Source organism: Myceligenerans cantabricum (assembly GCF_054777735.1).
The window spans coordinates 157541-170667 of the sequence record NZ_BAAHAJ010000013.1 but is presented as its reverse complement, the minus strand read 5'-3'; the positions used below and the strand labels follow the sequence as shown (position 1 = coordinate 170667).

Genomic DNA, 13127 nt, shown 5'->3' with positions numbered 1-13127 from the left:
CCAACCGCGAAGGAGTGACCCCGTGAGCACCTCCGGGATCGTGTACCGGCCGCGCCGTCTGCGCGCGACGCCGGCGATGCGCCGTCTCGTCGGCGAGACCCGCCTGCATCCGGCGGACCTGGTCCTGCCGCTGTTCGTGAAGGAAGGCCTGCTGGAGCCGCGGCCGATCAGCTCGATGCCGGGCCAGGTGCAGCACACCGAGGAGACGCTCGGTGACGCGGTGGCGCAAGCCGTCGAGGCCGGTCTGGGCGGCGTGATGCTGTTCGGCATCCCGGAGCGGCGCGACGCCACGGGCTCCCAGGGCGACGCCGAGAACGGCATCCTGCAGCGCGCGATCCGGATCGCGCGGCACGCGGTCGCCGGGGCCGACGGCGGCCGCCCCGGCCCGGTGGTCATGGCCGACACCTGCCTCGACGAGTTCACGGACCACGGCCACTGCGGCGTCCTGACGAGCGACGGCCGTGTGGACAACGACGCGACGCTGGAGCGCTACGGGCGCATGGCGGTGGCGCAGGCCCGTGCGGGGGCCGACGTCGTCTCGCCGAGCGGGATGATGGACGGGCAGGTCGCGATGATCCGCGAGGCGCTGGACGAGGCGGGCCACGAGGACACCGTGATCCTTGCCTACAGCGCCAAGTACGCGAGCGCGTACTACGGCCCGTTCCGGGAGGCCGTCGACTCGGCCCTGCAGGGCGACCGCCGCACCTATCAGATGGATCCGGGAAACGCCCGGGAAGGGCTGCGCGAGGCGGACCTCGACCTCGCCGAGGGCGCTGACCTGGTCATGGTGAAGCCGGCGGGCTCGTACCTCGACGTGCTGCGCGCGGTCGCGGACCGCAGCGACGTGCCGGTGGCGGCCTATCAGGTGTCGGGCGAGTACGCGATGATCGAGGCGGCCGCGGCGAACGGCTGGATCGACCGCCGGGCGGCCGCGCTGGAGTCGGTGACGAGCATCCGCCGCGCGGGCGCCGAGCTGATCCTGACCTACTACGCCCTGGACATCGCGGCCTGGCTCCGCTGAACGGGACGAGGAAAGAGGAGTGACGTGAGCGAGATCGAGGCGCAGGCGGCGGGCAGGGACCCGAACCGCTCCGCGTTCCTGCGGGCGCAGGGAGCCATTCCCGGCGGGGTGAGCTCGCCGGTGCGGGCGTACGGGAGCGTGGGCGGGGACCCGCGGTTCCTGGCCTCGGCGCGCGGCCCGTACGTCACCGACGTGGGCGGGTCGGAGTACGTGGACCTGGTCTGCTCGTGGGGACCGGCGCTGCTGGGGCACGCGCACCCGGAGGTCGTGGCGGCGGTGCAGGAGGCCGCGGCGCGGGGCCTGTCGTTCGGGGCGCCGACCCTCGGTGAGGTCGACCTCGCCGAGGAGGTACGGCGGCGTGTCCCGGCCGCCGAGCACGTCCGGCTGGTCTCCACGGGGACCGAGGCGACGATGACGGCGGTGCGCCTGGCGCGCGGCGTGACCGGCCGGCCGCTGATCGTGAAGTTCGCGGGCTGCTACCACGGGCACGTGGACGCGCTGCTGGCGGAGGCCGGCTCCGGCGTCGCGACGCTGGCGCTGCCGGGCTCGGCGGGGGTCACGGAGACCGCGGCCGCGGAGACCCTCGTGCTCCCGTACAACGACCTCGCGGCGGTGGAGTCGGCGTTCGCGCAGCACGGCTCGCAGATCGCGGCGGTCATCACCGAGGCGAGCCCGGCGAACATGGGCGTCGTCCCGCCGGCCGAGGGCTTCAACGAGGGCCTGCGCCGCATCACCCGCGAGCACGGTGCGCTGTTCGTCATGGACGAGGTGCTGACCGGGTTCCGCGTGGGCCCGTCGGGCTGGTGGGGCCTGGAGGACGCGGAGCTGCGGGCCCAGGGGGCCGACGGCTACACCCCGGACCTCTTCACGTTCGGCAAGGTGATCGGCGGCGGCATGCCCGTGGCCGCGCTGGGCGGCCCGGCGTCGATCATGGACCATCTGTCGCCGCTGGGTCCCGTCTACCAGGCCGGCACGCTGTCGGGGAACCCGGTGGCGGTGGCGGCGGGCCTCACGACGCTCCGGCTGGCCGACGAGGCCGTCTACGCGCACGTCGACCGTGTGGCCACCACGCTGGCCGACGCCGTCGGCGACGCCTGCTCCGCGGCCGGGGTCGAGCACGCCGTGCAGCGTGCGGGTTCCCTGTTCAGCGTGTTCTTCGGGCCGCTGGCCGCTGCCTCCGGGGTGCGCGACTACCGGCAGGCCCAGGCGCAGGAGGTGTTCCGCTACACGGCGTTCTTCCACGCCATGCTCGACGCCGGGATCACGCTCCCGCCGTCGGTCTTCGAGGCGTGGTTCGTGTCCGCGGCGCACGACGACGATGCCGTGAACCGCGTCCTGGACGCCCTCCCGGCGGCGGCGCGGGCGGCCGCCGGAGCGACCCCCTGACCGAGCTCCGGACAGACCGGCGGGCCGTGCGCCCGACCCGCACCTCCTGACCGGCAGGGAGATGCGGGGCCACGGCGCACGGCCCGTCGGCGACCGCGGGTGCGAGGGTCAGGAGAGGTCGACGACGGTGCCGCCGAGGGTCACCACCAGGCGGCCGTCGGATGCGAAGGACCAGTCCAGCGACCCGGAGTACTGCGAGCACCGCGAACCGTCGGAACCGGAGTCCCACTGGTTCCCGCCCGCGTCGTTGCCGATGATCCGGTCGTTCGACCCGCTGTCGCACGACGTGTTGTCCCGGAACACCGAGCTGCCTCCGTCGAAGTTGAAGTTGCGCTCCTCGCTGCCGATGCTCAGGTTGTTCTCGATGGTCATCGACCCGAGGTTCCGGTTGTAGGTGAACCCGTGCTTGCCGTTGTCGACGGCGATGCTGCGCCGCACGGTGTGGTCCACCCCGATGTCCTCGCCGCCGAGCTTGTAGCCGTTGCGGTCGCCGTTGCCGGCCTGCGAGCCGTCGGACAGGGTCCCGTTCTCGTACGAGAGCGAGTCCTCGATGGTGACCGCTCCGATGGGGCCGGTGTCGGTCTTGGTGTACATGTCCCAGCCGTCATCGATGTTGTTGTGGGACACCGTGTAGCGGAAGACGTTGCCCGGCCCCACCGTGAGCTTCGGTGCGAACCCGTCGGCGTCCTCACCGTCGGAGTCGACGTTGTCGTGCGACTCGGAGGACACGACGAGGTTGTTCGAGGGCCACTCGCTGCTGGGCGCTCCGGCGGTGTACCGGGAGAGCTGCAGGCCGGTGTCGCGGTTGTGCCGCGTCACCACCCGCTCGATGACGTTGTCGTCCCCGCCCAGCAGGATCCCGTTGTCTCCGGCGCGCTCGACGATGATGCCGCGCAGGTGCCACCAGTCGCCACCGATGGCGAGCCCGCGGTGGGACGAGTCCTCGCTCTGTGCGGAGAAGTTCAGCACCGGCGTCTCGCCCGGATAGGCGAACAGCTCGGTGCGGTTGCCGGGGAGCCCGTCGTTGCCCGGCTCGATGTGGACCGTCTCCGAGAGCGAGTAGGTCCCGCCACGCAGGTAGATGGTGCCGCCGGGCTCGATCCCGTCGATCGCCGCCGTCAGCGTCGTCGGGTCGCCCTCGGTGCCGGCCGCACCGCTGCTGCCACCCGGTGCGGCGTACAGCGCGTCACCGCTGGGCGGGTCGCCACCGTCGTCGCCGTCGTCACCATCGCCGCCGTCGTCGCCGCTGCCGTCGCCCGGCGTGCCGGCATACGTGCCGAACTCCGCGACGGCCGGGGTCCCGGAGGAGCCCGTGATCACGAAGTCGATCTTGCGCAGCGTCGTGGCCGGGAACGTGATGACGCCCGCGCCCGTCCCGGTCGTCAGGACCGCGCCGTTGTCATGGTTCACGACCTGGTAGGCGCCGATGGTGCCCGCGCTGCCGGCGGCTTCCTGGATGTCGATGGCCGAGACCGTCCGGCTGGAGCTCCACTTGACGGAGATCCGGCCCGTCGAGCCGGTCGGCGACCAGGCCGTGCCCAGGTCGCCGTCGATCACGTCACCGTAGCTGGTCCCGCTCGCCTTGCTCGAGCCGTCCGCACCGGCGCCGATGCTCATGTTCTCGCCGTCAGGCTCACCCGGGTCCCCGGGGTCGCCCGGGTCGGTCGGGTCGCCCGGGTCCGTCGGTTCCGGGTCGGGCTCGGTCGCCGAGCAGCTGCCGTCCGACACCGCGAGGTCGGTGTGCGATCCGGCGGTCGCCGCGAGCAGGTTCGGCACGCACTCCGCGCCGTCCGTCGTGTACGAGTACGGGATGCTCACCGACGTGGTCGACGTCGGGTTCGGCCCGGCCGGGTGGTCGCCGCTGTCCCAGGTGATGTTGTCCCAGATGTTCCCGGAGACCTCCCAGTAGCCCATCTCGTCCGTGTAGAACGTCCCGAGCGGGTTGGCCGAGTCCTGGAAGTAGTTGTTCTCGACCTTCACCTCCGCGCCCAGGCGCGAGTTGATGCCGGACTTGGTGAGGCCCACGAAGTGGTTGTTGTACGTGTGCGCCGTCCCGGCCCGCAGCAAGGGCGTCCGCGAGTCGATGTTCTCGTAGATGTTGTGGTGGTAGGTGACGGGGCCGTTGCCCGTGTCGCTGTCGCTCGAACCCACCAGGCCGCCACGGCCCGAGTTGCGCAGGGTGCTGTAGGACAGCGTGACGTACCGGGTGTCGGCCTTCAGGTCGAAGAGCCCGTCGTAGCCGTCGTCCTCGCCGCCCGAGGCCGCCAGGTCCACGTGGTCCACCCAGACGTTGCTCACGTCGGACTCCATGCCGATCGCGTCGCCGCCGTTCGACGTCGGCGAGCCCGACTTCTTGACGTTCCGGACCGTGAGGTTCTGGATGATGATGTTGCTGGCCTCGCGCACGTGGATGCCGAGCTGGTCGAAGACGGCGCCGCTGCCGACGCCGATCAGCGTGACGTTGCTGATCTGCTTCAGCTCGATCTTGTCCTCGGCCGTGTTGCAGCTGTCGCCGGACACCTTGCTCGTGTTGCCGTGGTTGATCGTGCCCTCGACCTCGATCGTGATGGGCGTGCTGCTGCTCGCCCGCGTGCACAGGGCCTCGTGGATCTGGGTCCCCGTGGTGGCCCGCACCGTCGCGCCCCCGGCGCCCCCGGTGGTCCCGCCGTTCTGGGTCGCGTAGCCGGTAGCGCTCCCAGCGGCCTGCGCCTCCGGCATGAACTGCGTGGCCACGCCGATCGTGGCCGCGAGCGTCACCGTGGCGACCCCGGCGATGATTCGTGCTCCTGGTCGTCTCATGTCTTCCTCACGTCATCGTTGATGTGTGGAACTTCGGCGGCACCCGGACCGGGAACCGCTTTCCGATCAAGATACCGGTTTCTCACGAGGTCGTCCAGGGTCTCGCGGCATCTCGATGACCCGCGGAATTCGGCCGTTTCCCCAGGTGGTCGCCTGGAATCGCGCGAACGGCGCCAGGCCGCTACCCCCATGGGGTATTGTGGTGCCATGACGGAGAACGAGACGCACTGCGGCCCCGGCTCCGCGGTCGCCGTCGAACACGACGAGGAAGGTCTCGGCCCGCACGACGGGCCGCACGGGTACGCCTCCGACAAGGACGCCTACCTCAAGCGCATGCGCCGCATCGAGGGACAGGTGCGCGGCATCGCCAAGATGATCGACAAGGACGCCTACTGCATCGACGTCCTCACACAGGTCTCGGCCGTGACCAAGGCGCTCCAGGCGGTCAGCCTGGCACTCGTGGAGGACCACCTCGGGCACTGCGTCGTCAACGCCGCCAAGGCGTCCGACGACGAGGGCGCCGCCAAGGTCCGCGAGGCGAGCGAGGCGATCGGCCGGCTCATCCGGATGTGACCGCGCCGGGCCGACGGTGTCGTCGGCGAACGACGGACCCGAAGAACACCAGACGAAGGAGACCGACATGACCACCGTGACCACTCTGAGCGTGACCGGCATGACCTGCGGGCACTGCGCGTCGTCCGTGACGAACGAGCTCAAGACCCTCGACGACGTCCAGGACGTGTCCGTCGAGCTGCACGACGGCGGCACCTCCCGGGTGTCCGTCATCTCGAAGCTGCCGCTGACCGAGGCGCCCCTGCGTGACGCCGTCGACGAGGCCGGGTACAGCGTCGAGCACGTCGAGGTGCTGGAGAACGCGGTGGCCGCCGAGTCGAGCGCGCAGGCGCCGGCACGGCAGGCGACCCGCACGCTGCCGGTCGTCGGGAAGTAGGGGGACGGGCGGCGCACCCATGAGGTGCACGCCGCCCTGCGGAGCTCTAGGGAGGGACGGAACGTGACCGTGCACATCGAGCACGAGGGCGGTCGGCAGACCCGGACGGGCGAGGTCGAGCTCGCCGTGGAGGGCATGACCTGCGCGTCGTGCGTGGCGCGCGTCGAGCGCCGGCTCAACAAGGTCGAGGGCGTCGAGGCGACGGTGAACCTGCCGCTGGAGTCCGCGCACGTCGTGCTGTCCGACGACGTCGACGAAGCCGCCCTGCTGGAGGCCGTCGAGTCGGCGGGCTACACGGCCCGCGTGACACGCTCGCGGCGCCAGGGCGGAACCCTGGACGGCGCGACCCGCACCGGTGGCGGCGCGCCGGACCGGAACGTCGACGAGACAGCGGCGGACCGGCCTGCCGATCACTCGAGCACCGACCGGTCGCACGGCGAGGACCTGCTGCGCCGCCTGCGCGTGGCGGCGATCCTCAGCGTCCCGGTCCTCGTGCTGTCGATGATCCCCGCGATCGAGCTCCCCGGGAAGCTGTGGCTCGTCGCCGCCCTCGCGCTCCCGGTCGCGACCTGGTCGGCCTGGCCGTTTCACGCGGCGGCGGCGCGTGCGGCACGGCACGGCACGTCCACCATGGACACGCTCGTCTCGCTCGGCGTGATCGCGGCGACGCTCTGGTCGCTGTGGGAGCTCGTGACGGACGCGCTCGCCCCCACGGCGACGTCGCCGGGTGAGCCGCACGTGTACTTCGAGGTCGCCGCCGTGGTCACGACCTTCCTGCTCGCCGGGCGCTACACCGAGTGGCGCAGCAGGCGCACCGCCGGCGACGCGCTGCGGGCGCTGCTCGCACTGGGCGCGAAGGACGCGGAACGCGTGGAGCTCGGACCGGACGGCGAACCGCTCCGGTCCGCCGACGGCCGCTGGCGCGTCGCCCCCGTCCCGGCGGCCGACCTGCGGGCCGGGGACGTCTTCACCGTCCGCCCGGGGGCGACGGTCGCCACCGACGGCACGGTGGTGGACGGCGTCTCGGCGGTCGACACGTCGCTGGTGACCGGTGAACCCGTGCCCGTGGACGTGACGGTGGACGACGCCGTCGTCGGCGGGACCGTCAACACCTCGGGGCACCTGCTGGTCCGCGCCACGCGGGTCGGTGAGGAGACGACGCTCGCCCGGATCGGCCGGCTGGTGAGCCGGGCGCAGACCGGCAAGGCGCCCGTGGCCCGGCTGGCGGACCGGATCTCCGCGGTGTTCGTGCCGGTCGTGCTGGTCATCGCGGTGCTGACCCTGTCCGGCTGGCTGCTCGCCACCGGCGATCCCGACGCCGCCGTCACGGCCGCGGTCGCGGTGCTGATCATCGCCTGCCCCTGCGCCCTCGGGCTCGCCACGCCGACGGCGATCCTGGTCGGCACCGGTCGCGGCGCCCAGATCGGCGTGCTGGTCCGCGGGCCGGAGGTGCTGGAGAAGACGCGGCGCGTGGACACGGTCGTGCTCGACAAGACAGGCACGGTCACGGAGGGTCGCATGGCCCTGGAGCACGTCCTGGCCCCCGGTGCCCCCGACGAGGAGCGGCGCGAGATGCTGCGGTACGCGGCCGCCGTCGAGGCGCTCAGCGAGCACCCGGTCGCGCACGCCGTCGCCCGGGCCGGCGCACCCCTGGCACCGGGTCCTGAGCACGAGGGCGGGCTCGAGGTCAGCGGCTTCGTCGCGCACCCCGGGGGCGGGGTCGAGGGCCTGGTGCGCAGGTCGCACGTGGGACTCGGCGACGGGCCCGGCCCGGGGGCGGGCCTGAACACACGGCGTGTCGCCGTCGGGCGCCTCACCTGGCTCGAGGGCCAGGGCGTCGCCGTTCCCGCGGACGTGGCGGCCGCCGTCGGACGGGCGGAGGCGACGGGGGCGACGGCGGTCGTGGCCGCGATCGGGGGGACCGCGCGTGGCGTGCTCGTGCTGCGTGACCCGGTGAAGCCGACGTCGGCGGCCGCGATCGACGAGCTCAAGGAGCTCGGCCTGCGGCCGGTCCTGCTGACCGGCGACAACGAGGGAGCGGCCCGGCACGCGGCACGCGACGTCGGGATCTCCGGCGACGACGTGATCGCCCGCGTGCTGCCCGACGAGAAGGCCGCGGTCGTCGCGCGGCTGCAGTCCGAGGGCCGGACGGTGGCCATGGTCGGCGACGGCGTGAACGACGCCGCCGCCCTGGCCACCGCCGACCTGGGACTCGCCATGGGCACCGGGACCGACGTCGCGATGGAGGCGAGCGACATCACGCTGGTGCGCGGCGACCTCCGCTCGGCAGGATCGGCGGTGCGCCTGTCGCGGCGGACGCTGCGGATCATCAAGCAGAACCTGTTCTGGGCCTTCGCCTACAACGTGGCGGCGCTCCCGCTGGCGGCGTCGGGCCTGCTGAACCCCATGATCGCCGGCGCCGCGATGGCGGCGAGCTCGGTCCTGGTGGTCACCAACAGCCTCCGCCTCCGGCGCGCGGGCTGACGGCGGGGCACGGACGGGCCGGGGCGTCGTCGCGGACTTCTGCGCGGACGCCCCGGCCACCGGTGCGGAGCCCGGGCCGTGGCCCACGCCACGGCCCGGCGGGCCTCAGCGGAACTTCCGGCCCTCGTCACGGCGGTACGACCAGACCGCCAGGGCCGCGAACAGGATCGTCCAGCCCGCGAGGACCGGGAGCGCGACCGGGTTCGCCTCGATACCCGTGAGGGCCTGGACCAGCAGGTCACGGCCGGCCCGGGTGGGGGTCGCCATGGAGATGCCGTCGAGCCAGCCCGGAAACATCTGGGGCGGCAGGAACAGGCCGCCGGCGAACGCGAGCGGGAAGAGGATGAGCTGCACCACGGGCAGCGCCGCCTTCGCCGGCAGCGCGTAGCCGACCCCGAGCCCGAGCAGCACGAACGGCACCGCCACGACGAGAATCGTGCCGACACCCAGGACCAGCTGGACGAGCGTCGCTGTCGCCGCGGTGAACAGCACGGCGACCAGGATCAGCGGGACCAGCCCGAACAACGCGAAGATCGCGCCGTTCAGGACGCGGCCCACCATCTGCGGCCCGGGCCCCGTGGGCAAGGAGCGCAGGTACGGGTAGAAGGGGAGCTGGCGATCCTCGGCCACGCCGAGCCCGTACGTGAACAGGCTGGCGGAGCAGACCGCGAACAGCCCGAGTCCGGCAACCGCCATCGTGGCCCACTCCGGGTTGCCGGCCACCTGCTCCTGCGGGACGACGAAGAACGCCATGGACAGCGCGGGGAAGACCATGTTGCCGAGCACGGCGATCGGGATCCGCACCGTCTCGAGGAACTGATACTTCAGGTGCAGCCAGGACAGGGCCCAGAAGGGCCGCATGTTCCGCACGGCGGACCGGGACGGCGTCGACGTGGTCATCGGTTGACTCCTTCGGTGGTGAGGCCGGCGCCCCGCGGTGCGGGTCCCGGCTCCGGGCTCGCGCTGTCCGCGGTGCCCTCGGTGAGCGCGGTGAACGCCTCCTCCAGCGAGGCGTGCCGGATCTCCAGGCCCGTGAACTCGGTTCCCGAGCCCACCAGGTCGCGCACGAACGCGTCCGAGTCTGAGACGACGTGCTCCTGCCGCTGCCCGTCGTGCCCGGCGTAGGAGACCCGGCTGGCACCCACGCGCTCGAGGATCGCCTCCAGGCTGTCGTCCGCCAGGACGCGGCCCTGGTCGACGACGACGACCCGCTCGGCGAGCGCCTGGATCTCCTCCAGGTAGTGCGAGGTGAGCAGCACGGTCACGCCGGAACGGTGGCAGGCGCGGATCGCGTCCCACAGCGCGGTGCGGCCACCCACGTCGAGGCCCGTGGTGGGCTCGTCGAGGAGCACGACGCGCGGCCGGCCGGCCATCGCGAGCGCCACCGCGAGGCGCCGCTTCTGCCCGCCGGACAGCGACCCGGTCTGCCGTCGCGCCAGGTCCTCGATGCCGAACTGGGTGAGCAGCTCCAGGGTCGGCACGGCGTCGGGGTAGTGCCCGCCCACGAAGTCCACGACCTCGCCGACCCGCAGGGTGGCGGGGAGCCCCGTCTCCTGCGGAGTCATGCCGAGGGTGGTGCGTGCCGCGGGGTCGGTCGGGTCCTGGCCGAGCAGGCGCACGGTGCCGGTGTCGGGCCGTCGCAGGCCGCTGACCAGGGAGAGCAGGGTGGACTTCCCGGCACCGTTGGGCCCGAGCAGCCCGACGAGCTCACCCGGCCCCACCTCCAGGGAGACGTGGTCGAGGGCGACGACGTCCCCGAAGGTGCGGGTCACGTCGGTGACGGAGACGACGGCGTGGTCGTGGTGCTCCAGATTCATGCTTCAGCTCCGTTCAGGAGTTCGGCCAGGGCGGTCCGGTAGTCGCGGAACGCCGCGCGGCCGCGGTCGGTCAGCTTGAGGTAGGTGGCGGGGGTGCGCCCCTCGTGGGTCTTGGTGACGTCGACGTACCCGGCGTCCTCGAGCTTGCGGAGGTGGGTGGACAGGTTTCCCGCGGTCATGTCCAGCAGCTTGCGGACCTTGGGGAACGCGACCTCGTCGCCGGGGCCGAGGGTCGCGAGCGTGGCGATGATCCGCAGGCGCGCGGGGGCGTGGATGACTCCGTCGAGGTCGTTATCGGTCATCGCGGGCCCTCCGCCGCCGTGCCCCGACGACGGTGGTCACCGCCCCCATCACGAGGAACCCGCCGCCGCCGAGCAGCGCCATCACGAGATTCGTGCCGGGTAGCCCGACGAACGTCGCGACGCCCGCCGTGACCAACATCCACACGCCGAGCGCGTACAGGCCGTCGTCGTGGAAGACCATGCCGCAGGCGAGGTACATGAGCCCCACGATGAGGCAGGCGATCCCGTTCGCGGCGACGACGACCACCTCCTCGCCGGCGCCCGCGCGGATCAGCCCGGTCATGATCGCCCACATCGCCAGGAAGCCGAGCATCCAGGCCCAGCCGTACATCGCCCCGATCCGCGCCGAGACGCCCCGGGTTCCGGCGGTGCGGCGGATCGAGTGCACCATAGTGAAGGCGATCGCCAGGACGATGGCAGCGGCCAGCGTCCAGCTCGCCCAGATCTCCGGGCGGCTGCCGTCCCGGGAGGTGAACCACATCCCGAGGTAGCCGACCAGCCAGGCCGAGCCCCAGACGAGGTACAGCAGCCGCGCGTCGGGTTCGAGCCCGCTGCGGGTCCGTTCCTGCTGCTCGTCGATCAGCCTGAGGCGCGCGGCGGCGTCGAGCGCCTCCCCACCCCCTGTGTCCGGCGGCACGCCGTGGTCCATCGCCATGATCCGTACTCCCTCCCGCTCGCCAACAAGTTTGCTCTGCAAACCAGTTTGCCCGACCCCACCCTTCCCCCGCAACCGTCACCGCGACTGACTTCCGTTCAACAGGGTCTTGCAGACCTTTCCGGGGCCGATAAATGGATTCGATCCCCTACTGAATTCAGGTCAGCAGGGGGAGGGGTAGGTTTTTGGGGTGAGTGACATTTCCGGTTCCGAGTCCATCAGCACTCCAGAATCCGAGACCTCGGGCACGCACGGGCCGCCGTCGGACAGCGACGGCGCGACGGTGCGGACCGAGCCCTATGACGACCTGGCCACCACCAGCCATACGCTGCACACCCCGGACGGCGACCTCGCCTACACCGCCACCACCGGACGGATCGTGCTGCGGGAGGAGATCACGAAAAACGAGAAGTACGGCGGCCGCAAGCCCAGGGCCGAGATATCGCTGACCTACTACACGCTCGACGACGCGGACGTGACGCAGCGGCCGGTGACGTTCGCCTTCAACGGCGGACCGGGGTCGTCGAGCGTCTGGCTGCACCTCGGGCTGCTCGGGCCGCGGCGCGTCGACTCGGGCGACGTCGGGGCCCTTACCCCGCCGCCGTACGGCCTGGTCGACAACCCCGAGACCCTGCTGCGGGTCAGCGACCTCGTCTTCATCGACCCGGTGTCCACGGGCTGGTCCCGCGCCACCGAGGGCGAGAAGGCCGGGCCGTACCACGGCTTCACGGGCGACCTGGAGTCCGTGGGCGAGGTCATCCGCCTGTGGACGAGCCGGCACGACCGGTGGATGAGCCCGAAGTTCCTCATCGGCGAGTCGTACGGGGGCACCCGCGGCGCGTCCCTGGCGGAGTACCTGCAGCGCCGGTTCGGCATGTTCCTCAACGGCGTCATGCTCATCGCGCCCGCGCTGAACCTGGAGACGCTCTACCATGCGGACGGCTCCGACCTGCCGAACCCGCTCTTCCTGCCGCTCTACGCGGCCACGGCGCACTACCACGGGCTGCACCCCGACCGGTCGGCCGAGGACGTCGTCGCCGACGCGCGCTCCTACGCCGACGAGTACCGCGCGGTGCTCGCCCGCGGCCAGGCCCTGGAAGACGACGCCCGGGCGGCCGCCGTCGCCCGCCTCTCCGCGATCTCCGGGCTCTCCGAGGACTTCCTGGACCGCGCGAACCTCCGTCCCGAGCACACCCGCGCCTACGCGGAGCTGCTCCGGTCCCGGCGGCTCGTGACCGGCCGCCTGGACACGCGGTTCACCGGCCCGGCGGACCACTACGTCCACGAGCAGATGCCGAACGACCCGTTCCTCACCGCGTTCCTCGGGCCGTTCTCCGCCGCGCTGCACCACTACCTGCGCGGCGAGCTCGGGTACGCGAACGACGCCGTGTACGAGATCATGACCGGTGCCGTGCACCCGTGGTCCTACAAGGAGTTCGAGGGCCGGGCGGTCGACGTCGCGGGCAAGCTCTCCGAGGCCATGATCACGAACCCGCACCTGCAGGTCCACGTCGCGATGGGCCGGTACGACGGCGGCGTCCCCGTCGAGGCGATCGAGTACAGCCTCGACCAGATGACGATCCCGCGCGCCGCCCGCGAGCGCATCGAGACCAGGACCTACCCGGCGGGGCACATGATGTACGTGCACCCGGAGTCGCGGCTGGCCCAGTCCGCGGACCTGGCGGCATTCGTGACGCGGGCGTCCCACCGGTGA

The 13127-nt window shown here is 72.2% G+C and carries 11 protein-coding genes; 6 read left to right on the top strand and 5 right to left on the bottom strand.

Annotated elements, in window-relative coordinates; genetic code table 11:
• The first annotated feature begins 76 nt into the window (after nucleotides 1-76).
• Entirely contained in the window at nucleotides 77-1021 is a 945-nt protein-coding gene (gene hemB / locus ACYU96_RS17945; RefSeq protein ID WP_460757057.1) for a porphobilinogen synthase, read from the top strand.
• Nucleotides 1022-1045: 24 nt separating this feature from the next.
• Entirely contained in the window at nucleotides 1046-2407 is a 1362-nt protein-coding gene (gene hemL / locus ACYU96_RS17940; protein WP_460756607.1) for a glutamate-1-semialdehyde 2,1-aminomutase, read from the top strand.
• 108 nt (nucleotides 2408-2515) lie between these two features.
• On the opposite strand, the gene ACYU96_RS17935 is transcribed toward hemL, so the two are convergent.
• On the bottom strand, nucleotides 2516-5206 hold the full coding sequence (locus ACYU96_RS17935; protein ID WP_460756604.1) for a pectate lyase family protein: 2691 nt from the start codon (nucleotides 5204-5206) through the stop codon (nucleotides 2516-2518).
• 207 nt (nucleotides 5207-5413) lie between these two features.
• On the opposite strand from ACYU96_RS17935, the gene ACYU96_RS17930 reads away from it, so the two are divergent.
• The 3 genes from ACYU96_RS17930 to ACYU96_RS17920 all read left to right on the top strand — a co-directional run bounded on the left by ACYU96_RS17930 (nucleotide 5414) and on the right by ACYU96_RS17920 (nucleotide 8639).
• Nucleotides 5414-5779 (top strand): metal-sensitive transcriptional regulator, encoded by a 366-nt coding sequence (locus ACYU96_RS17930; RefSeq protein ID WP_460756602.1) that lies wholly within the window; start codon nucleotides 5414-5416, stop codon nucleotides 5777-5779.
• Between the two features lie 67 nt (nucleotides 5780-5846).
• Entirely contained in the window at nucleotides 5847-6155 is a 309-nt protein-coding gene (locus tag ACYU96_RS17925; protein WP_460756599.1) for a heavy-metal-associated domain-containing protein, read from the top strand.
• Between the two features lie 135 nt (nucleotides 6156-6290).
• Complete coding sequence (locus ACYU96_RS17920; protein ID WP_460757055.1) at nucleotides 6291-8639, top strand: heavy metal translocating P-type ATPase; 2349 nt, start codon at nucleotides 6291-6293, stop codon at nucleotides 8637-8639.
• Nucleotides 8640-8744: 105 nt separating this feature from the next.
• Here ACYU96_RS17920 and ACYU96_RS17915 read toward each other — a convergent pair whose 3' ends face one another.
• From ACYU96_RS17915 to ACYU96_RS17900, 4 genes are read right to left on the bottom strand one after another with little or no spacing between them, the layout of a single operon-like run.
• On the bottom strand, nucleotides 8745-9539 hold the full coding sequence (locus tag ACYU96_RS17915; protein ID WP_460756597.1) for an ABC transporter permease: 795 nt from the start codon (nucleotides 9537-9539) through the stop codon (nucleotides 8745-8747).
• Nucleotides 9536-10456: an ABC transporter ATP-binding protein gene (locus ACYU96_RS17910; protein WP_460756594.1), complete on the bottom strand. Its 921-nt coding sequence runs from the start codon at nucleotides 10454-10456 to the stop codon at nucleotides 9536-9538. Before ACYU96_RS17910 ends, ACYU96_RS17915 begins: the two co-directional genes overlap by 4 nt.
• Nucleotides 10453-10758 carry a transcriptional regulator gene (locus tag ACYU96_RS17905; protein ID WP_460756592.1) on the bottom strand — a complete coding sequence of 102 codons (306 nt, stop codon included), beginning with the start codon at nucleotides 10756-10758 and terminating at the stop codon, nucleotides 10453-10455. The genes ACYU96_RS17910 and ACYU96_RS17905 overlap by 4 nt, the downstream gene beginning before the upstream one ends.
• Complete coding sequence (locus ACYU96_RS17900) at nucleotides 10748-11413, bottom strand: hypothetical protein (RefSeq protein WP_460756589.1); 666 nt, start codon at nucleotides 11411-11413, stop codon at nucleotides 10748-10750. Before ACYU96_RS17900 ends, ACYU96_RS17905 begins: the two co-directional genes overlap by 11 nt.
• Before the next feature lie 190 nt (nucleotides 11414-11603).
• On the opposite strand from ACYU96_RS17900, the gene ACYU96_RS17895 reads away from it, so the two are divergent.
• Nucleotides 11604-13127: a S10 family peptidase gene (locus ACYU96_RS17895; RefSeq protein WP_460756587.1), complete on the top strand. Its 1524-nt coding sequence runs from the start codon at nucleotides 11604-11606 to the stop codon at nucleotides 13125-13127.

Excerpts from the sequence above, each read along its gene's own strand:
- hemB (WP_460757057.1), top strand. The coding sequence starts at position 77 with ATGCGCCGTCTCGTCGGCGAGACCCGCCTGCATCCGGCGGACCTGGTC.
- ACYU96_RS17915 (WP_460756597.1), bottom strand. The coding sequence starts at position 9,539 with ATGACCACGTCGACGCCGTCCCGGTCCGCCGTGCGGAACATGCGGCCC.
- ACYU96_RS17910 (WP_460756594.1), bottom strand. The coding sequence starts at position 10,456 with ATGAATCTGGAGCACCACGACCACGCCGTCGTCTCCGTCACCGACGTG.
- ACYU96_RS17935 (WP_460756604.1), bottom strand. The coding sequence starts at position 5,206 with ATGAGACGACCAGGAGCACGAATCATCGCCGGGGTCGCCACGGTGACG.
- ACYU96_RS17925 (WP_460756599.1), top strand. The coding sequence starts at position 5,847 with ATGACCACCGTGACCACTCTGAGCGTGACCGGCATGACCTGCGGGCAC.
- ACYU96_RS17900 (WP_460756589.1), bottom strand. The coding sequence starts at position 11,413 with ATGGCGATGGACCACGGCGTGCCGCCGGACACAGGGGGTGGGGAGGCG.
- ACYU96_RS17930 (WP_460756602.1), top strand. The coding sequence starts at position 5,414 with ATGACGGAGAACGAGACGCACTGCGGCCCCGGCTCCGCGGTCGCCGTC.
- ACYU96_RS17920 (WP_460757055.1), top strand. The coding sequence starts at position 6,291 with ATGACCTGCGCGTCGTGCGTGGCGCGCGTCGAGCGCCGGCTCAACAAG.
- ACYU96_RS17905 (WP_460756592.1), bottom strand. The coding sequence starts at position 10,758 with ATGACCGATAACGACCTCGACGGAGTCATCCACGCCCCCGCGCGCCTG.